Annotated in this window: 16 protein-coding genes; 13 read left to right on the plus strand and 3 right to left on the minus strand. The window is 51.2% G+C overall.

Translation table 11 applies throughout. The annotated features are described in order from the left end of the window. Positions 1-3 precede the first annotated feature (3 nt). The 13 genes from AB1611_00380 to cybH all read left to right on the plus strand — a co-directional run bounded on the left by AB1611_00380 (position 4) and on the right by cybH (position 18,731). Positions 4-825, plus strand: a complete 822-nt coding sequence (locus AB1611_00380; protein MEW6378040.1) for an ATP-binding protein — start codon at positions 4-6, stop codon at positions 823-825. 78 nt (positions 826-903) lie between these two features. Further along, positions 904-2,064: a GuaB3 family IMP dehydrogenase-related protein gene (locus AB1611_00385; GenBank protein ID MEW6378041.1), complete on the plus strand. Its 1,161-nt coding sequence runs from the start codon at positions 904-906 to the stop codon at positions 2,062-2,064. Beyond that, the gene (gene guaA / locus AB1611_00390) at positions 2,064-3,614 is read left to right on the plus strand and encodes a glutamine-hydrolyzing GMP synthase (protein MEW6378042.1); all 1,551 of its coding nucleotides are present in this window, start codon (positions 2,064-2,066) and stop codon (positions 3,612-3,614) included. Before AB1611_00385 ends, guaA begins: the two co-directional genes overlap by 1 nt. Positions 3,615-3,811: 197 nt before the next feature. Then, positions 3,812-7,405 (plus strand): DNA polymerase III subunit alpha, encoded by a 3,594-nt coding sequence (locus AB1611_00395; protein ID MEW6378043.1) that lies wholly within the window; start codon positions 3,812-3,814, stop codon positions 7,403-7,405. Between the two features lie 210 nt (positions 7,406-7,615). Continuing rightward, a complete protein-coding gene (locus AB1611_00400) occupies positions 7,616-8,575 on the plus strand; it encodes an acetyl-CoA carboxylase carboxyltransferase subunit alpha (protein ID MEW6378044.1) in 960 nt (319 codons plus the stop codon). 911 nt (positions 8,576-9,486) lie between these two features. Continuing rightward, positions 9,487-10,668: a hypothetical protein gene (locus tag AB1611_00405; GenBank protein ID MEW6378045.1), complete on the plus strand. Its 1,182-nt coding sequence runs from the start codon at positions 9,487-9,489 to the stop codon at positions 10,666-10,668. Between the two features lie 243 nt (positions 10,669-10,911). Then, the gene (gene hypA / locus AB1611_00410; GenBank protein MEW6378046.1) at positions 10,912-11,253 is read left to right on the plus strand and encodes a hydrogenase maturation nickel metallochaperone HypA; all 342 of its coding nucleotides are present in this window, start codon (positions 10,912-10,914) and stop codon (positions 11,251-11,253) included. After that, the gene (hypB, locus tag AB1611_00415) at positions 11,254-11,916 is read left to right on the plus strand and encodes a hydrogenase nickel incorporation protein HypB (protein MEW6378047.1); all 663 of its coding nucleotides are present in this window, start codon (positions 11,254-11,256) and stop codon (positions 11,914-11,916) included. A 49-nt stretch (positions 11,917-11,965) separates the two neighbouring features. Further along, positions 11,966-14,356: a carbamoyltransferase HypF gene (hypF, locus tag AB1611_00420; protein MEW6378048.1), complete on the plus strand. Its 2,391-nt coding sequence runs from the start codon at positions 11,966-11,968 to the stop codon at positions 14,354-14,356. Positions 14,357-14,551: 195 nt separating this feature from the next. Beyond that, positions 14,552-15,046: a HyaD/HybD family hydrogenase maturation endopeptidase gene (locus AB1611_00425; GenBank protein ID MEW6378049.1), complete on the plus strand. Its 495-nt coding sequence runs from the start codon at positions 14,552-14,554 to the stop codon at positions 15,044-15,046. 51 nt (positions 15,047-15,097) lie between these two features. Further along, a complete protein-coding gene (locus AB1611_00430; GenBank protein ID MEW6378050.1) occupies positions 15,098-16,300 on the plus strand; it encodes a hydrogenase small subunit in 1,203 nt (400 codons plus the stop codon). 1 nt (position 16,301) lies between these two features. Then, positions 16,302-17,975 carry a nickel-dependent hydrogenase large subunit gene (locus tag AB1611_00435; GenBank protein MEW6378051.1) on the plus strand — a complete coding sequence of 558 codons (1,674 nt, stop codon included), beginning with the start codon at positions 16,302-16,304 and terminating at the stop codon, positions 17,973-17,975. A gap of 48 nt (positions 17,976-18,023) precedes the next feature. Then, positions 18,024-18,731 carry a Ni/Fe-hydrogenase, b-type cytochrome subunit gene (cybH, locus tag AB1611_00440; protein ID MEW6378052.1) on the plus strand — a complete coding sequence of 236 codons (708 nt, stop codon included), beginning with the start codon at positions 18,024-18,026 and terminating at the stop codon, positions 18,729-18,731. A 139-nt stretch (positions 18,732-18,870) separates the two neighbouring features. On the opposite strand, the gene AB1611_00445 is transcribed toward cybH, so the two are convergent. The 3 genes from AB1611_00445 to AB1611_00455 are packed head-to-tail and all read right to left on the minus strand — an operon-like array spanning position 18,871 to position 19,754. Beyond that, positions 18,871-19,143, minus strand: coding sequence for a DUF2442 domain-containing protein (locus AB1611_00445; protein MEW6378053.1), 273 nt, complete (start codon positions 19,141-19,143; stop codon positions 18,871-18,873). A 46-nt stretch (positions 19,144-19,189) separates the two neighbouring features. Continuing rightward, the gene (locus tag AB1611_00450; GenBank protein ID MEW6378054.1) at positions 19,190-19,546 is read right to left on the minus strand and encodes a type II toxin-antitoxin system RelE/ParE family toxin; all 357 of its coding nucleotides are present in this window, start codon (positions 19,544-19,546) and stop codon (positions 19,190-19,192) included. Next, positions 19,536-19,754 (minus strand): hypothetical protein, encoded by a 219-nt coding sequence (locus AB1611_00455; GenBank protein ID MEW6378055.1) that lies wholly within the window; start codon positions 19,752-19,754, stop codon positions 19,536-19,538. The genes AB1611_00450 and AB1611_00455 overlap by 11 nt, the downstream gene beginning before the upstream one ends. Positions 19,755-20,285 lie beyond the last annotated feature (531 nt).

Consider the following 20,285-nt stretch of genomic DNA (forward strand, 5'->3'; position numbering starts at 1 on the left):
GCCATGAATGAATCTCAAGAGATACAAGGTGAACAGCAGCCTATGTTCGATGAAAACTGCCCCACCTGCGAGGGGACCGGGTGGGAGCGGGTTATCGAGGATGGTTTCGAGAAGGTCAAAAGGTGTAAGTGCTACTATCAGGCGCGGCGAAAACGGCTGTTATTGGCGGCCCGGATACCCCGCAGGTATTCACACTGCACACTGGACCGGTTTATCGTCAGCGATGTCGATTACGAGGAATGCTCCAAGGGCTTATCCAAGGGCAGGGGTTTGGATCCCTATAAGAACCATGTCAATATTGCCGGGGCTAAATTCGGGGCTGAAAATTTTATCCGGAAATATCGGACTACCCAGCAGAAAGAGGGTATTTTCTTTATGGGTAAATGCGGTGTGGGAAAGACACACCTTGCGGTAGCCATTATCCGGGAGCTTATTGAAAATGGGGGAGTCCCCTGCATGTTCTATGATTTCCGGGACCTGCTCAAGGAGATTCAGGCATCGTACAACCCGCAGTCTCAAATCTCTGAATACTCGGTCCTGGAGCCGGTATTGACGATAGAGATTTTACTTCTGGATGAGTTGGGAGCGGCCAAAGTGACAGACTGGATGCGGGATACGTTGACCTATATCCTCAACACCCGCTACAATGAGAACCTGACGACCATTATCACTTCCAACTGGCTGGATGAGAAGAAAGATAACAATGATGAGATACTGGAGGAGCGAATCGGGGAACGGTTGCGCTCCCGGCTCTCTGAGATGTGCAAGGTCTATGAAATTATTGGCCAGGATTTTCGGAGAAAGAGCGGCCGTGCTTACTCGTGAATCCGGGATTCGGGGTTGGCAGGAATAGAGAACATCTGGCAATGTAACCATAACATATAACCGGAGGAGAAATACATCATGGGAATGTGGGTTGGCAGAGGCAGAAAAGCCAGGCGATGCTATGGCTTTGATGAGATTGCCCTGGTACCGGGAAAAATTACTATTAATCCAAACGATGTCGATGTAAAATGGAAATTGCGGGATCTGGAGTTTGAAATTCCGATTATGGCTGCGGCCATGGATGGAGTGGTAGACTGCAGGTTTGCCATTGAGATGGGAAAACTTGGAGGTCTGGCTGTTCTGAACCTGGAAGGGGTGCAGACCCGCTACGAGGATCCGCAGGAAGCGATTAACATGATCATCAATGCGGAGATGCAGGAATCCACGCGGGTGATCCAGGAGGTATACAGCAGGCCGGTGCAGGAGGAATTGATCAGCAAAAGGATCGGGGAAATGAAAGCTGCCGGAGTGAAGGTCGCTGTTTCGAGCATCCCCATGAATGCGGAGCGCTTTGGCCGGATCGCCCAGGAAGCGGGAGCGGATGTGTTTGTGGTCCAGTCCACCGTCACCACGGTGAGACACTACTCTACGGAATATGAAACCGTTGATTTTTTCAAGCTTCGCAGGCAGATCACTATCCCTCTGATCATCGGCAACTGTGTCACCTTTGATACCACAGTGGAGCTTATGGAGACCGGAGCGGATGCCCTGTTGATCGGGGTTGGGCCGGGTGCGGCCTGCACCACCCGCGGAGTACTGGGTATCGGAGTCCCCCAGGTAACAGCTACGGCGGACGCTGCGGCGGCCCGGGATTTTTATTATAAGCAATCAGGAAGGTATGTTCCGGTTATCACGGACGGCGGCATGTCGGTCGGCGGGGATATTTGCAAGGCCTTTGCCAGCGGAGCGGATGCGGTTATGGTGGGATCAGCTTTCACCCGGGCTCAGGAAGCACCGGGCAAGGGGTATCACTGGGGAATGGCCATGCCTCATGCAGCCCTGCCTCGAGGCACCAAAATCAAGACCAGAGTCTCAGGCACCCTGAAGCAGATTCTCTTTGGACCTGCCGAACTGGATGATGGATCCCAGAACCTGGTAGGCGCGCTGAAAACCTCGATGGGTAACTGCGGAGCCAAAAACATCCGGGAGATGCAGATGACGGAGTTGATCATTGCCCCGGCTATCAAGACCGAAGGCAAGATCTTTCAGCAAGTTCAGCGCGTTGGGATGGGGAAATAATGACCGGCATTGACCAGAAGATTTTAATCTATGATTTCGGATCTCAATACACGCAGCTTATTGCCCGCTGTATCAGAGAGAGCAAGGTTTACTGTGAGATCGTCCCCTATACCTTTGACCTGGAAAAACTGCGGCAGGCCAATCCCACCGGACTTATCTTCTCCGGCGGGCCATTCAGCGTCTTTGACCCGCAGGCACCTCTGGTGACCGGGGAAATCATGGCTTTGGGCATTCCCATCCTGGGGATCTGCTATGGCATGCAGTTGATTGCCCATCTGTCAGGAGGAGAAGTAGCTCGCACACCCAAGCGGGAATATGGAAAAGCGGAGCTTCAGGTGGATAATGCCGGGGATGATCTGTTTCAGGGGTTTGCGATTGAAAACAATGTGGTCTGGATGAGTCACGGGGACCAGATCGTTCATCTGCCCCACTGCTTTACTCCTCTGGCTCATACGGCCAATGCTCCCTATGCGGCCATCAAACACCGGGACAAGCCTATTTATGGTGTGCAGTTTCATCCGGAAGTCGTTCATACGCACCAGGGAAGAAAAATCCTCCAAAATTTCGTTCACCGGATCTGCCAATGCGCTCCGGATTGGACCATGGCCTCATTCATCACTCATGCCATTCACACCATCAGGAAGAAGGTGGGGGACAAGCGGGTAATATGCGCCCTGAGCGGCGGAGTGGACTCATCGGTAGCCGCTGTCCTGACCCATGAAGCCATCGGAGACCAGCTGACCTGCATTTTCGTGGATAATGGTCTTTTGCGCAAAGGGGAAGCGGAAAAGGTGCAGGATGTCTTTGGGAGGTTTTTTCACATCAGGCTGGTCCACTGCCATGCTGCAGAGCGGTTCCTGAAAAAACTGGCCGGGGTCACTGACCCGGAAAGGAAACGCAAGATTATCGGCAATGAATTTATCTTCCTTTTCGAAGAGGAAGCCGGTAAGATTCAGGATGCGGAATTTCTGGTACAGGGGACTCTCTATCCGGACGTGATCGAGAGCGTCTCGGTCAAAGGGCCTTCGGCCACGATCAAGAGCCATCATAACGTCGGAGGACTGCCGGAGAGGATGAATCTGCAAATTCTGGAGCCGCTTCGGGAATTGTTCAAGGATGAGGTGCGCCTTGTCGGCAAAGAGCTGGGAATCCCGGAAGAGATTATCTGGCGGCAGCCTTTCCCGGGGCCGGGTCTGGCTATCCGGGTAATCGGCGAGGTGACCGAAGAGCGGCTGAAAATTTTGCGGGAATCGGATGTCATCGTGCTGGAGGAAATCCGGGCCGCCGGTCTCTACCGGCAGATATGGCAATCCTTCGCTATCCTGCTTCCCCTGAAAACCGTCGGAGTTATGGGGGATGACCGGACCTACGAGAATGTCATTGCCCTTCGGGCAGTCAACAGCCTCGATGGCATGACCGCTGACTGGGTAAAGCTGCCCTATGAAGTGCTGGAGCGGATATCCAACCGTATCATCAACGAGGTGAATGGCGTCAACCGCGTGGTTTACGACATCAGCTCCAAGCCGCCAAGCACCATCGAGTGGGAGTGAGGGAAAAGGCAAAAATACAAAAGAAAATACAAAGGACACCACAGAGACACAGAGGCACAGAGAGACACAGAGAGTGGTAGTAGCCGCTCTTTGTGTGATTGCCTAGGTCTTTTGAGAGTTTTCGAGCTGCTGTTGAGAAGCTTCGCTTCTGACTTCCGATTAACTGCAACCCTACCAACCAGGGATAATCATACGTTATGAGTAACTCAAATTTCGTCCATCTTCACGTACATACCCAGTACAGCCTGCTGGATGGTGCCTGCCGGATCAACCGGCTGGTTGACAGGGCCAGAGAGTGGGGAATGCCTGCTCTGGCCATTACCGATCATGGCAACATGTTCGGGGCAATAGAGTTTTACCAGGCGGTCAAGAAGGCTGGTTTAAAACCGATTATCGGCTGCGAGGTCTATGTGGCCCCCAAAAGCCGGAAAGAGAGAAGCTCGCGGGGCATCACCGATGCCGCTTATCATCTGGTTCTCCTGGCCAGGGATTGGTGCGGCTATCAGAATTTAGTGCGTCTGGTCACAGCCGGGTATCTGGAGGGATTCTATTATAAGCCCCGGATTGACAAGGAGATTTTACAGCAGCACGCTGAAGGATTGATAGCCATGAGTGCCTGCCTGAAGGGGGAGATTCCCCACCTTTTAGCCCGGGGAATGAGGGATGAAGCCCGGCAGGTTATCGGCCAGTATACGGAAATCATGGGAAAGGAAAATTTCTTTCTGGAGATTCAAAGCAACGGGATCCCGGAACAGGCGACGGTGAACCGGGAACTGATCGAGCTGGCCAGAGAGATGGACCTTTCCCTGGTGGCCACCAATGACTGTCACTACCTTGAGGCCAGGGAGGCTTTCAGCCATGAGGTGCTTCTGTGCCTTCAGACCGGAAAAACGCTGAGCGATCCCAAGCGGATGAAGATGTCCACGGACCAGTTTTACTTTCGCTCTCCCCGGGAAATGGCCGCCCTCTTTCAGGATATTCCGGAGGCAATCAGCAATACCCTGTCCATTGCCGAGCGATGCAACCTGGAATTCAAGTTTGGTCAGTATTACCTGCCCAATTACCAGCCTCCTGCCGGAAACACCCTGGAGAGTTACCTTGAGGAGCTTGCCTACCAGGGGATTGCACGGCGGTACGATATCCTGCGGGATTGCGATCTAACGCCACGGCTGGAGCGGCTCAAGCAGGAAAGGGCGTCTTCGGGAAACGGGCAGGATGCGCCCAAGATACCCCTGCACGAAACACCACAGCAGGCAGCTATCCTGGACCGGCTCGACCTTGAGCTTCGGGTGATCGAGAAGATGGGCTTTCCCGGTTATTTTCTGGTCGTCTGGGATTTCGTTCATCATGCGCGCAGCCAGGGAATCGCTGTTGGCCCCGGAAGGGGCTCGGCAGCCGGAAGTCTTGTTGCCTATGCGCTTGGCATCACCGATATCGACCCTCTGGCCTATGGGCTGCTCTTTGAGCGGTTTTTGAATCCAGAGCGGGTGAGCATGCCGGATATCGATATTGATTTTTGCATGCGCCGCAGGGATGAGGTGATCGATTATGTAGGGACAAAGTATGGCCGCGATAATGTGGCCCAGATCATCACCTTCGGAACTATGGCTGCCAAGGGAGTGGTGCGGGATGTGGGACGGGTCCTGGGTATGGAGTATGCCGAAACGGACCGGATCGCCAAGCTCATACCCAATGTTTTGAACATCACCCTGGAAGAGGCACTGCAGCAGGAGGAGCGCCTGCGAAACCTGATCCAGGAGGATGAGAAGGTAGCACAGTTGTTCGAGATTTCGAAGGTCCTCGAAGGATTGACCCGCCATGCCTCGACCCATGCGGCCGGCATTGTGATCAGCCCGCGTCCGCTGGTGGAATTTCTTCCCCTCTACAGCGTGCAAAAGGAAAAAGGCGACGGTGTGGCAGCCAAGGGGGATGTAGTCTGCCAGTTCCAGATGAAGGATGTTGAAAAGATCGGCCTGCTGAAGATGGATTTTCTCGGACTGCGCACCCTGACCCTGATCCAGGATGCCCTGCAGTTGATTCAGGAATCTCGCGGACTGCACCTGGATCTGAACACCATACCGATGGATGACGAGGCTACCTTCAACCTGCTGAAGGAGGCCAGAACCGTTGGAGTGTTCCAGCTTGAAAGTTCGGGGATGAGGGACCTGCTGCGGAGAATGAAGCCGGACCGGTTTGAGGATCTGATCGCCCTGGTGGCTCTTTTCCGGCCCGGACCCCTGGGCAGCGGGATGGTGGATGATTTTATCCAGCGAAAGTTCGGCAAGGTCGAGATCCGCTATGATCATCCCTGCCTGGAAAGCATCCTGAAAGAGACCTACGGGGTTATTGTCTATCAGGAGCAGGTCATGAAGATTGCCAGCGAACTGGCCGGATTTACCCTGGGTGATGCGGACCTGCTGCGCCGGGCCATGGGAAAAAAAGACCCGGAGGTCATGGCCAGACAGAAAAGCAAATTCATCGACGGTGCCACGGCCAGGGGAGTTGACCCGCAAGTTTCGGATAAAATCTTCAATCTGATCTTTCATTTTGCAGGCTACGGGTTCAACAAGTCTCACAGTGCAGCCTATGCCCTTATTTCCTACCGGACCGCTTATTTGAAAGCCCATTATCCGGTCGAACTGATGGCTGCCCTGATGACCAGTGAAAAGGAAGATACTGATGAGGTAGTTAAATTCATCAATGAAGCCAGAGAGATGGGTATCGCCATTCTGCCGCCTGAGGTGAATGAAAGCCAGATCAACTTTAATGTGGTTGACGGCCGCATCCGGTTTGGCCTGGCAGCTATCAAGAATGTGGGAGAGAATGCTGTTGCCGCCATTATCAAAGCCCGGCAGAAGGGTGGCAAATTTTCGGACCTGTTCGATTTCTGTCGCCGGGTGGACCTGCGGACGGTTAACAAACGGGTCATGGAAAGCCTGGTCAAGTCGGGGGCTTTCGACTCCCTGGGAGGCCACAGGGCACAATTGATGGAAGCCCTTGACGAGGCAGTGGAATTTGGGCAGATGATGCAAAAAGCCAAAAGCAGCCGTCAGACCTCGCTGTTTGACTATGATGAAGAGCAGGGAAATGGCCAGAACGATGGCAGTGGCAGCAGCCAGCCCCATGCCCTGCCCCGGACTGAGGAATGGCATGACAGGCAGCGTCTGCAATATGAGAAGGAAGTGATCGGCTTTTACCTCACCGGGCACCCCCTGAACCGCTATGCCCTGGACCTGCAATCACATACCAGCCACACTACTCAGGATATTCCCTCCCTGCCCGCCAAACAGGCGGTAAGGATTGGCGGTTTACTGAAACTGGAGCGGGAAATTGTGACCCATAAAAAGGGGGAGAGGATGGCTTTTGCTCTTCTTGAGGATATCTCTGGTACGGTAGAGATCGTTCTTTTTCCTGATGTATATAAAAGTGCGGCTGAATTCGTGAACCAGGACATTCCCGTGCTGATTAAAGGTCAGGTGGATATCAAGGGGGAAAAGGCGGCTGTTGCGGCCGATGAGGTTGTGTCCCTGGATGAGCTGCGCAAAAAACTGGTGAAGGAGCTTCATCTGCGGTTGCCCGTTCAGGGTTTCGGTTCGGAGGATGTGAAGGATCTGTATCAGCTTGTTCAAAAACATCAGGGCCGGTGCAGGCTCTATCTGCATTTTTTCCCCGAAGGGGGAAAGGAGTTCGTCTTTCTGGCTGGTTCCGATATTCGGGTTGAGCCTTCGGAAGATTTGATCATGGAAATCGAAAAACGCCTGGGAAAGGGATCGGTCCTGCTGGAAAGATAAGCAGTAGGTAGTTACAAGAAAGATAGACAAGGAAATTGAGAATATTGGAATTTTAGGGTCAATTTGATTCCAAAGAAAAGCCGAATGAATATGGGCGGGGAATCAGGAGCCGGAATCCGCGATGCGGAAAAAAGTATTTCTCCTGACTTCTGGCTTCTGGCTTCTGGCTTCTCGATTGACCTGTAAGCTTAAAAGGGAGCAGAGAAATAGGTGGCTATTCTGGATTTTGAAAAACAATTCATTGAATTGGATGGCGCTATTCGGGAAATGCGGAATCTGGCTGCAGAATGGGGCGATAATGCCCGCCAGGAGTTGAAGAGGCTGAAGAAAAGGCGTCAGAAGATTTTTTATGAAACCTATGCCAAATTGACACCCTGGCAAAGAACACTCCTGGCCAGGCACCCTGACAGACCCTATACGCTGGATTATATTAATTTGATCTTTTCCGATTTTATCGAATTGCGCGGAGACCGGAAATTCAGCGATGATCCAGCCATTGTTGGAGGATTTGCTCAACTGGAGGGGCAGAAAGTAATTGTCATCGGTCATCAGAAGGGGAGAGGGACCAAGGAAAACATCAACCGGAACTTCGGCATGGCAAGCCCCGAAGGGTTCCGCAAGGCCCTGCGGATTATGAAACTGGCTGAAAAATTCCGCAAGCCGGTGATTACCTTTATCGATACACCCGGAGCCTATCCGGGCCTTGGTGCGGAAGAGCGGGGGCAAGCCGAGGCTATTGCCCGCAACCTCTATGAGATGATTTTGCTCCGCGTGCCCATCATTTCAGTTGTCACTGGAGAGGGAGGAAGCGGCGGAGCACTGGCTCTGGGGGTTGCCGACCGGCTGCTGATGCTGGAAAACAGTGTTTATTCCGTGATTTCTCCTGAAGGCTGCGCTGCTATTCTCTGGAAAGATCATACCAAAGCCACTGATGCAGCCAGTGCCCTGCGAATGACTGCTCAGGATTTATTGAAGCTTAAGGTTGCCGACGAAGTCCTGAAAGAGCCCATCGGCGGAGCGCACCGCAATCCCGCAATGACTGCCCATATCATTCGGCGGGCTATCATGCGGAGTCTTGCCCGGTTATCCACTGTTTCGGAAGACAAACTCCTGGAGGACCGGTACCGGCGATATCGCCAGTATGGAGTGTATCGGGAACTGGTGGAGTAGATCCTTCGGGCAAAAGCCCCCTTCGTCGTTCGAACTCGGATGTATCATCCTCAACTGAACTGTGGTTTGATCCTCAGAGGTGGAGTTTGAAGCAAAATCAATGGCTTACGGGAAGGAATCCCTCAAGCCGGATTGGATAATGGCTTCATTATGATGCATTTCTTCTATCTTTGCCTGGAGAGGGGTCTCAGGAGCCAACCATAGATGGCAGGTACCCACTGAGGCACCATGATGAGCCGGGTGTTCCTGGCTCGGTATCGCTTGAAAAATTTTTAATTTTTCAGTAAGTTACGCTCGATTGTTGAATATCAGCTCAGATGTTGAAAAATTTGTTACCAGTTGATCGATGGCCAGGAACCAGAGAAGATGTGCTTTCCATTTATGGCCGATACCAAATGATCAGCAATAAATCTAATCTTCAAGTTGTAGATCAATTATAATATTTCCAGGGATATCCTTAACTTGCTAACATAAAACCTGTTTTATTTGGTTGATCATAGTTCTGCAACCTTTATTGTCCTCGTATCGCCCTTCCACGTTTTTACCCTCATCGGCATTATTTGCACAAAAGAAAAGCATCTCAGGAGGATCTGAATTTATCAGTTCTGAAGAGGAGAGGTTCAACTAATTGATTTATTTAATTTAATCTTTTCCCTGATTTTGGCAGTAATTTTGCAAGGTTATCGTTATGGTTCCGTTACTGTTCTCTAGCTGGTTTTATTAACTGCTAACCGTCAACCTTGTTTGGTCCCCTTTTATACCGAGGGGAATTGAAGGAGGGGAGAATCTTGAAAGAAAAACATCTTTTCCTTTTCGCTCTGTTCAGTATGGTGCTGATATTCTCTTCCAGTATTTGCTTCGCGGCAGTGGGCCCTCAGCAGGTTAAATCTTTTAGCAGCTCTGGTGGAGAGATGAAATCAGCATCCTCAGTTTCAGGATCCGGAACTAATGGCGTCCCCAAAGCCTTTTTGACCGCCAGGCAGGGAGGAAACCGCCAATTCCGGTGGACCACAACCGGCAAGGTTCCCGGTGACAGATCAGCCAGAGGAGCCCTCGATGGCTCATCCTACTCCAGCAAAGATAATACCTTCACTACCACGGTACTCTCAGATACCGTGAAGATTGGTCAGCAAAGCCAACCTCCCAGCTATAATGTCTATAAGGCCTTCCTGTCCTTCGACACTTCCGGCATTCCCCAGGATGCCACCAATATTTCCGCAAAACTGGTTTTTTATGGGAAAAGAAAGGTGCTGACCGGGACGCCAAGCCCGGATTTTTCCATCCATGTGTTTAAATCGGTTTATGAAGAACCTCTCTGGAACTCGGATTGGGAAGCGACCACAGGGGCCCCATTCGAGGATGCCGCCAAATATGCGAGCGATGCCAATGTCCCTGTCAATCCCAATGCATCCCAGGAGGAAGTAGCCCTAAATTCTGAACTTTGCCGTAATGAGATTGCCATCAGTGATGCTTCCTTACTGATCACCAAGGGGGGAATTACCAAGCTGGCGCTGGTAAGCTCCAATACATATGCGGGATCTGCCCCTTCAGCCGATGAGTATATTGAGATCTATTCTCCCAATGCAGTGAAAGAGTTACGGCCTCGCCTGGAAATCAGCTATGATGGAAGTGCGATGGAAATCAAGCCGGTATTGAGATGGCTTGCCGGGGACGCGTACTTTAAGGATACCGGTGCTTATCCTGATCAGATATACACCGGAGCAACGTCCGTAACTTTTCGGGTGCGCTATTTCAGTGCTGATGCAAATGGAGACTCCGGCCCTGCACCTGAAGTCCATCAGGTGTTGATCGATATCAACAGCGATGGAGATTATGATGATCCGGGCGAACAGGTAGATATGGAGGCTTTGCCTGATCCAGGAGATGATTACAGCGATGGAAGAGATTACGGAGCGACAGTCACCCTGGTCGGCAATGGGAAAAACATCAAGTATCAATTCCTGTTCAAGTCCGATGCAGATAGTACCGTTGAAGCAGGAGGTTCTCCCGCAACGGCTCAGGTGATTACTGCCATCCAGGCTGAGAAGAAGTCAAAAAGTGATAGTAAATCCTGTTTTATTTCCTCTCTGTAAGGGGGAGTTCACTTACCTGAATTTTTACAAAAAGGGCTGCCGTGGAAGGCAGCCCTTTTTTGTTTCAGCCGGTTTTGTACGCATGTCTCGTCTCTGGCTCCCTAAAACCGTCATTCCGATTCAGCCGCAAGTTGAAAGATTTATGGCAATAAGATATAATAACACTGATCTAAGCCTGATTTTAGGGTTCATTCAAGGCTATATTACCAACCCATGCCATCAACGGGCAGGAGAAATTTTCCCATGCACGAGCTGTCGCTGGTCCAGGAGTTGATTGGAGTATTAGAGGAGCAGGTGAGGGTTCATACGGTAAAAAAGGTCCTTCGCGTAAACCTGAGGGTAGGGAAAATGACATCTGTCGTGCCTTCTTCTCTCGCCTTTTGCTTTGAGGTTTTATCCCGCGGCACCAGCCTTGAAGGGGCGGTACTTGATATCGAAGAGATTCCGGTAAGATGCCGGTGTACCACGTGCCAGGAGGAATTTGAGGTTGAATCCTTTACCTTTTTCTGCCCAAAGTGCGGGGGGAATAACCTTGAGCAGCTCTCAGGCCGTGAATTTTTGATTCATCATCTGGAGGTCGATTGAGTGGAAATCAAGGTATTATCCAATATTTTAAAGGCCAATGAGGCTATTGCCGAGGAGAACCGGCAACTGTTTTCACAAGAGGGGATTCTGGTTTTCAATTTAATCAGTTCCCCGGGCTCGGGGAAGACATCGATACTGGAAAAAACGATTGAGCATTTGCTTCCTGACTTTCGGCTCGGTGTTATCGAGGGAGATATCCAGACCAGCAGGGACGCAGAGCGGATCCATGCCCTGGGGATTCCGGTAATTCAGATTAATACTCAGGGGGGATGTCATCTTGATGCCAACATGGTCAAAATGGCCCTGCCCGCGCTGCCGCTGAAGGAGCTTGATTGTCTGATCATCGAAAATGTGGGCAACCTTGTCTGCCCGGCTGACTACCAGTTGGGGGAGCACATGAAGGTCGTGGTCCTGAGTGTCACCGAAGGTGATGACAAGCCCAGTAAGTATCCGGCGATATTCCATGAAAGTCGAATCCTGATCATGAATAAAATAGATTTATTGCCATTTACCAACTTTGATCTGGCCGCAGCCAGAGAGTCGGCCTTGCAGATCAATCCTCACCTGAGGATATTCGAAGTTTCCTGCAAGAGCGGTCAGGGGATCGATTCATGGACGGGCTGGCTGAAGGCAGAGATAAAAAAGCATCGTTCAGCACAGTAGAGTGGTCAGTGGCCAGTGATCAGTGATCATTATGAGGTTAGCATCTCCCATGAAAGGTATAGTAAGCTCCTGTGCCCGTTGTGCAGAGTATGGCGGGCACGGTGATTCCCGCCGGGAAAAAGTACGGGCCAGGCTGCTGGTCAAGGGTGTGGTTCAGGGAGTGGGCTTTCGTCCCTTTGTGGGCCGCTTTGCTCAGGAAAACCATGTATCCGGCTGGGTTTTGAATTCTTCTTCCGGCGTTGAAATCGAGGTCGAGGGACATCGCGGGGATGTGGAAAAGTTTGTGCAGGGGTTTGCTGAAAGAGTACCTTCCAGGGCATTGATAACCCGGCTCGATGTTTCCTATCATCCTCCGGCAGGATACCTTGGGTTCACTATTCAGGAGAGTATTGTTCAGCCCCAGGAATTCACCCTGATTTCGCCGGATCTTGCTATCTGCCCCGATTGCCTCCGCGAGCTTCGAGACCCCCGGAACCGGCGGTATGGCTATCCCTTTATCAACTGCACCAACTGCGGTCCGCGCTACACCATCATCCGGGATATCCCCTACGATCGCGCCAGAACAACCATGCAAAAATTTGTTATGTGTCCTGCCTGTGAGAGGGAGTATGGCGATCCCGCTGACCGAAGGTTCCACGCCCAGCCGAATGCCTGCCGGGACTGCGGCCCGAAAATCTGGCTGACTGACTCGAAGGGTAATCGATGCTCCGGCGATGCCGGAGCTGGCGACACTATAGTCAGGGCCAGGGACCTTTTGGCCCAGGGGAAGATTCTGGCCATCAAGGGGCTGGGCGGCTTTCATCTGGCCTGCGATGCAGGCGATGAAGAAGCTGTGCGGGCTTTACGGTCGCGGAAGAGACGGGAGGAAAAACCCTTTGCCCTCATGGCCGGAACGGTCGCGGATATCAGGCTGTTTTGCCATGTTTCCGAACAGGAGGAGCAGAGTCTCACATCTCCCCGGGCGCCGATCGTCCTTCTCAAGAAGCGGGATGATTCACTTCTTGCACCCTCCGTGGCCCCGAAGAGTGAGCATTTTGGGGTCATGCTTCCCTACACTCCGCTGCATCATCTGTTGATGGATGGTCCCTGTCCTGCCCTGGTCATGACCAGCGGCAATATCAGTCAGGAGCCGATTGTGATTTCCAACGAAGAGGCTCTGGCGAGGCTTTCAGGGATAGCCGATTATTTTCTCTTCCATGACCGGGATATTTATACCCGCGCCGATGATTCGATTGTTCAAATCGTGGAGGGAAAAGAAGCCCTCATTCGCCGGTCACGGGGATATTGCCCCCTGCCGGTTCATCTGGGGAAGCATTTCCGGCAAAACATCGGCCACCAGGGATACCGGGAAGTGCTGGCCTGCGGTGCTGAATTGAAAAACACCATTTGCCTGACCAGGGAGGAGGATGCTTTTGTCAGCCAGTACCTCGGTGATCTGGAAAACCTGGAAACCTTCCGGTTTTTTGAGCACACGGTCAATAAAATGAAGCGCATCCTGAAAGTCGATCCCAAAATCATCGCCTATGACCTGCATCCGGATTACCTGAGCACCAAGTATGCGCAAGCCGCCGCCGGATTCGATCTTCGGGTCCCCGTGCAGCATCATCATGCTCATATAGCCAGTTGTATGGCAGAGAATGGACTGGATGGCAGGGTAATCGGGATCGCCTGGGACGGCACCGGATACGGCGAGGATGGATGCATCTGGGGAGGTGAATTTCTGGTTGCCGATTTTGCCTCCTTTGAGCGAAAAGCCTTCTTTTCGTATGTTCCCCTGCCGGGAGGACACATGGCCATCAGGGAGCCGTATCGCATGGCCTTCAGCTATCTTTACCAGGTGTTCGGAGAGGGGCTGATGGACCTGGACCTGAACTTTCTGCGTCAGATCGACCGGGGTAAACAGCGGGCGGTTATGGAAATTATTCGAAAAGGAATCAACTCTCCCCTGACTTCCAGTGCGGGGAGGATTTTCGAGGCCCTTGCCAGCATCCTGGGAGTAAGGCACCGAAACACCTTTGAAGGGCAGGCAGCCATGGACCTTGAGTACCTTGCCTCTTCAGCGAAGGTCAGGGAGGGGGTATCCTCATACCCTTATATCATCAGGCAGGCAGCCAGCCAGTACCTGATCGAAACAGCGCCCATGTTTGAGCGGATCGTGCATGACCTCGTTGACCATCAGGATCCGGCCCGAATTGCCTTCCGGTTTCATTCGACGATGGCTGATATTGCGGTTGAAGTTTGCCGGAAGATCAGAGAAGAATATGGCCTCAGCAGAGTTGCCTTGAGCGGAGGGGTCTTTCAGAACCGTCTTTTGACCTCACTCCTGCTCGGAAAGCTGTCCGACCAGGAGTTTGACTGCTATCAGCAGTGGAAGGTTCCCCCCAATGACGGGGGTATCTCTCTGGGACAGGCAGCAATTGCCATTGGCAGATCTTGCTAAGTGTACACAACGCGGCAAATCCCCATCATAAACCTTCCTGAGAGTTGAGCTGTCATTATTTGTCATTTTCAGGCTGTGCTTTTCTTGACTAAACAAAACAGCCACGGTACAATCTGATATATTGCACATTAAGGATTGCCTTTAATATTTTATTTCACAAACTCCCCAATTTTTTAAAATTATTTTTATTTATATATGGGAAAATATAAGCTAACCATTCTGGGTTTAGGGAATCTTTTACTGAAAGATGAAGGCTTTGGCGTACATTTTGTCCGTCACTTTCAGGATAAGTATTGTCTGCCTGAGAACATGGCAATCATTGATGGAGGTACGCTCGGTTATGCGCTGATGGACGTTATCTGCCAGACAGAACACCTTTTGGTAGTCGATACGGTCAAGGCGGACGATAAGCCGGGATCGATTTACCGCTTCTCTCCAGAGGCAATTCCAGCCTGTCTGGATTATGCAACCAGTGCCCATGAGGTGGAATTTCTGGATGTTCTGCTCAAGGCCGAGATGCTGGGAGAGGCACCATCGACAGCCATCATCGCCGTAGTCCCGGAAGATATGCAGGGAATGGGAATGGAATTAAGCAAGGTCATGCAGGCTGCGCTTCTCACAGTAGAAGATGTGGTCAAAAAGGAGATTGAAAATCTTGGTGGAAGTTTTTCGCTTTTGGTCGTTCAATAGGTAATCCCCAGCTCAACCGGCACTTATAGTCGGTTAGGAAGGAGGATTTTTATGGCCTTGGATGAAATGTTTTCAAACAAGGGTGAGCAGCTGAGGGCCTGCTATGATGCCTTAATGAAGAAATGCGACTCTCACCTTGAGAAAATGCACCAGGAGCTGCCGCTGCCTCAAGACAAGTGGAATGAGGCCCTGATTTCTCGCGGGGTGAGCAGGCGTGATTTTCTGAAATGGTGTTCGATTATGACTGCCGCCCTGACACTGCCACCTGCTTTTACCCCCAAAGTGGCTCAGGCTGCCGAGATGGCCAGCCGTATCCCCGTTGTCTGGCTCAATCTGTCCGAGTGTACCGGCTGTACCGAAGCTTTGCTTCGAAGCTCCTATCCGAACATCGATGATCTAATTCTGGACACGATCTCGCTGGAGTACCACGAGACCCTGATGGTGGCCTCCGGACATCAGGCTGAGGAATGTCTGAACGAAGCCCTGGAAAAATTCGCCGGACAGTTTGTCTGTGTTATCGAGGGGGCCATTCCTCTGGGAATGAACGGGAAGTACCTCACTATTGGAGCCAGGGGGAAAACCGGGTATGAGATAGCCAAAGAAGTAGCTTCGAAAGCGGCTATGGTCATCAGTATTGGCTCATGTTCTTCCTTTGGGAATATTCCGGCAGCCAGACCGAATCCAACCCAAGCCCGGGGGATCGGGGATGCGCTGAAAATCCCGACGGTCAATATTGCCGGATGTCCCCCCAATGCCACGAATTTTGTCGGTACCCTGCTGCACTACATCCTGTTTGGTGCGCTTCCTGCCCTTGACAGGCTGGGCCGTCCTCTGTGGGCCTATGGGAAGCGGATCCACGATTTTTGTGAGCGCCGTCCCCATTACGATGCCGGAGAGTTTGTGGAGGAATGGGGAGACGAGTATGCCAAACGGGGATTTTGTCTCTACAAGGTTGGATGCAAAGGGCCGTATACCTATGCCAATTGCAGTCAGGTCCGGTTCAACCAGGGCTCCTCATGGCCGGTGATGGCCGGGCATGGATGCATGGGGTGTACCGAGCCGGGATTTTGGGACAGGATGGCCCCCCTCGAAAAACCGATGGCCGACCATGCTCCTCTTCCCCTGGCTGGAGTTGAAGCGACGGCTGATGAGATCGGTATCGGATTGGCGGCGGTAACACTGGCTGGAATCGGTGTCCATGCTGTAGGAAGCGTGCTCAGAGGAGTTGGAAAAGAGAAAGGAGGCGAGGAATAACATGGCCAGGCGCATTATCGTCGATCCGATTACCAGAATCGAAGGGCATCTTCGAATCGAAGTGGAAATAGATGACAATAATCGTGTTATTGACGCCTGGAGCTCAGCTACCTTATGGCGGGGATTCGAACAGATTTTACAGGGAAGGGACCCCAGGGATGCAGGGCTGATTACCCAGAGATTCTGCGGCGTATGCACCTATTCCCATTACGAGGCAGCCACCCTGGCTGTAGAAGATGCCATTGGTGTGGTGCCGCCGAAAAACGCCCGGATCATCAGAAACCTCATCCAGGGAGCGCAATACCTTCATGACAAGATGGTGCACTTTTACCATCTTCATGGCCTTGACTGGGTGGATATTGTCAGCGCGTTGTCAGCCAAACCGGGTGATGCCGTGGATCTGGCCCGCAGTGTCTGTGAAAACCCGTACAACTGCTCGGTCAGTCATTACGAGGAAGTCCAAAAACGGCTGACCGCCTTTGTCCAGAGCGGCCGGCTCGGCCCCTTTGCCCACGCTTATTGGGGCAATGCATCCTATAAGCTTCCGCCTCCCGCCAACCTGGTCATCGCCTCTCACTACCTGGATGCTCTGAGCGTCCAGCGGGTGGCGGCTCAGATGATGGCTCTGTTTGGCGGTAAGAATCCCCATCCGCAGACTCTGGTCGTCGGCGGTGTGACCAGCGTGATGGATGCCATGAATGCCGCCCGGCTGGGAGAGTATCTCTACCGGCTGAAGGAGGTGAAGAAATTCATTGAAACTGCCTACTTCCCTGATGTTCTCCTGGCTGCTCAGTATTACAAGGATGAGGGAGCGGCAGGTATCGGTGCTGGAGTGAAAAATTACCTCAGCTATGGAGGATTTCCCCTCGACGATCAATGGCAGGGAAAGCTCTTTCCCCGCGGAGCGATCCTGGGAGGGAATTTGAGCCAGGTTTATGATATCGACGAGAAGAAGATCACCGAGGAAGTGACCCATTCCTGGTATGAGGGAAATGGTGCTGTGCACCCCTATGAGGGTGAAACCAGACCGGATTATACCGGCTTCGATGCGCAGGGGTACCTCAAAGGGAATGAAAAGTACAGTTGGGTCAAGGCTCCCCGCTATGACGGAAAGCCCATGGAAGTTGGCCCCCTGGCCAGGATCCTGGTCGGCTATGCCGGAGGGGACAAGAAGATCAGAGAACTGGTCGATGGCTTGATCGGCAAAACCGGCATCCCCACCGATGCCCTTTTCTCGACTCTCGGACGGACAGCAGCCCGCTGTCTTGAGGCCAGGCTGGTGGCTGACCATGTTGAAGGGTGGGTTTACGAACTGGTGGGTAATATCAAGGCCGGTGACCAGAGGACCTGGACCCGGTGCGATATCCCGCAATCAGCTCAAGGCCGGGGAATGACCGAGGCCCCGCGGGGTGCTCTGGGACACTGGATAAGGATCGAGAACAGGGCCATAGCCAATTACCAGGCTGTTGTGCCCTCAACCTGGAATGCCTCGCCACGGGACGCAAAAGGGCAAAGAGGCCCGTATGAGGAATCTCTGGTCGGAACCGTGCTGGCCAACCCGGATCAGCCCCTGGAAATTATCCGCACTATTCACTCCTTTGATCCCTGCCTTGCCTGCGCGGTCCATATTATCGATCCGCGAAGAAGCACGATCAGAGAATTCAAGATCCAATGAGGAGGAAGGGAGGTCAAAGGTTCGATGAAAGATGCAATAAGGAATCCAGTGAGGAACTCAATAAGGGAAAAAAGAGCGGGGTTAATACGGCCCCTGATAGCGAGAAGACAGTGGTCCGTGGCCATGTGCATCAACCATTGGGCTATGGCCGTCTGTATCGTGATTCTGGTTATCAGTGGATTGTACATTGGCCGCCCTCTTACCATAGCGGCAGGGGAGACCTGGCAGAAGTTTTCCATGGCCCAGGTCCGCTTCGTTCACCTTCTCTTTGGCTTCATCCTGACAGCGCTTCTTGTCTGGCGGGCTTACCTGGCGTTTTTTTCACGCTTTCATGCAGACTGGAAAGATTTTTTTGCCTGGCTCGATCTGCAAAATGTCTATAAGCAGGTCAAGTTTTATACCCTCATTACCACCGAGATGCCGGAGCATACCGGATTGTATGGTACCTTGCAGGCTGCGGCTTATGGCTTTTTGCTGGTTATGGTCTTTGTGGTTGTCATAACCGGCCTGATTCTCTACGCTGCCCTTTACCGGGCAGGACTTGGGGGGATTGTCTATTCGGTTTCCCGGTACCTGGAAGGCGCTTTCGGCGGTCTGGCCGGAGCCCGCTTTATTCACCATATCCTGACCTGGGGCTTTGTATTATTCATCTTTGTCCATACCTATCTGGCATTCTGGTATGATATCGTTTCCCAGAAAGGTACCATTTCCTCGATTATCAGTGGCCGGGTATTTGAAAAGGCAGGGGAGCATTAGTCCCGCTGGCTGACTGCTGACCGCGGGAATTGCGTGGCCCCGGTCAGGGGCAGCAAACAGATTGCGGAGTACAGATTGCGAAGTATTGGGTGGGACTTTTGCCCACCCAATACTCCGAAGAATGCACTTGATTTCCTCGTCATTCCCGCTTTCGCGGGAATGACGGTTGAAACTCTTCCTTTGACACAGTTTCCCATCGTGCCTGAATAGTATCGGCAGAAAGGTCTGCTCCGCAGTCCCATTCGATAAAGTATTTGCCGTTATGAATTCGTTCAAACTCACTTCTGTCTTTGAGCGGTGCGAAGACTTCGGATTCAAGATACGGCTTTACGTCAAATAAACCTGTTTTCCCATCTTCGGCTTTGATGTACAGCATGTAATTATCTTTTGGAATAATTTCTGCAATAATCATTGATCAAGCCCTTGTATTGGAAAGGGTTTCTTGCCGCTATTAGAATCTATCTACCATGCGTTTCTGTAAGAATACGCCGAATTTGATCTGCTGACACATCTCCTTGATCCAATTTGGAATAGATTGTCACCAGAATAATCTGGTTTGGAGACTTAAGATAATATATCAAGCGATATCCAGAACGTTTACCCTTTCTAATATCACCATTTCTAATCCGTACTTTGAATACGGTATAAGCTGTTCCCTGTATACGATCACCAACCGCTTCACCTTTACAGAGCGCATCAATTATCGGCTGAACATCAGACCGAATCTGAAGGTATTTCTTAGCCAAGTGGCGAAGGTTACGTTTAAACTCAGGAGTATACTCTACAGAGGTTGATTTTGAAGCCTCATCCGACATCAATATCATCCCATAAATTAGATACTGAGCTTGTTTCACCCTCTAGAGCTTCTTTTAAGCCCTGGTGGAAACTCGCCTTCGCCGGCTTTAAGGTTACGCTTTCACGAAATAGGTGGACAATCTGAAGTAAGTTCGGGAGATATTCCTCTGGAGTCTCCCTAATTTCACGAATCAATTGTTCCTCATAACTGGATGTTTTGATAGACATAATCATGATTTCCTTCTTTAACTTATTATAACCTGAACAATGTAATGTAGTCTTTCATTTAGGATTTGTCAGTAAATAACCTGAACATTTCTATGTATACAACTGCCTGAAAGGGGCGGAAAATTCAAGCTATATTCTGAACACCGTTCAACTTAATTCTGGACAGCTCCTTAGTCTTTCATTTAGAATTATATATGAACTATGGTTAGTCGATTAACACTTAACTAATGAAGTTTCCATACCTTTCAGGTATTATATCAAATGAAAAGATATTTTCAAATTTTTTATCAAAAGGGGAAATCAGGGGGGAAATTCATCCACTACTCTTTGCAAAAAATACTGACCACCTCTAACTACTTATTTTCAATTATTTTTAATAACTTAAATAATTGGGCGCTATCAACCTTAATCAGTGGTTCCTACCGTGTGAAGGCATATTCACAGGGGGCTTGATCAATCCCATATCCTGTTATCTCTTTGAGTTATTTAATAAAATTCTATTATTCCTTTCTGTGTGCCATTCTTTATATC

This window comes from bacterium, from assembly GCA_040755755.1.
In the GTDB taxonomy this organism is placed as follows: Bacteria; SZUA-182; SZUA-182; order DTGQ01; family DTGQ01; genus DTGQ01.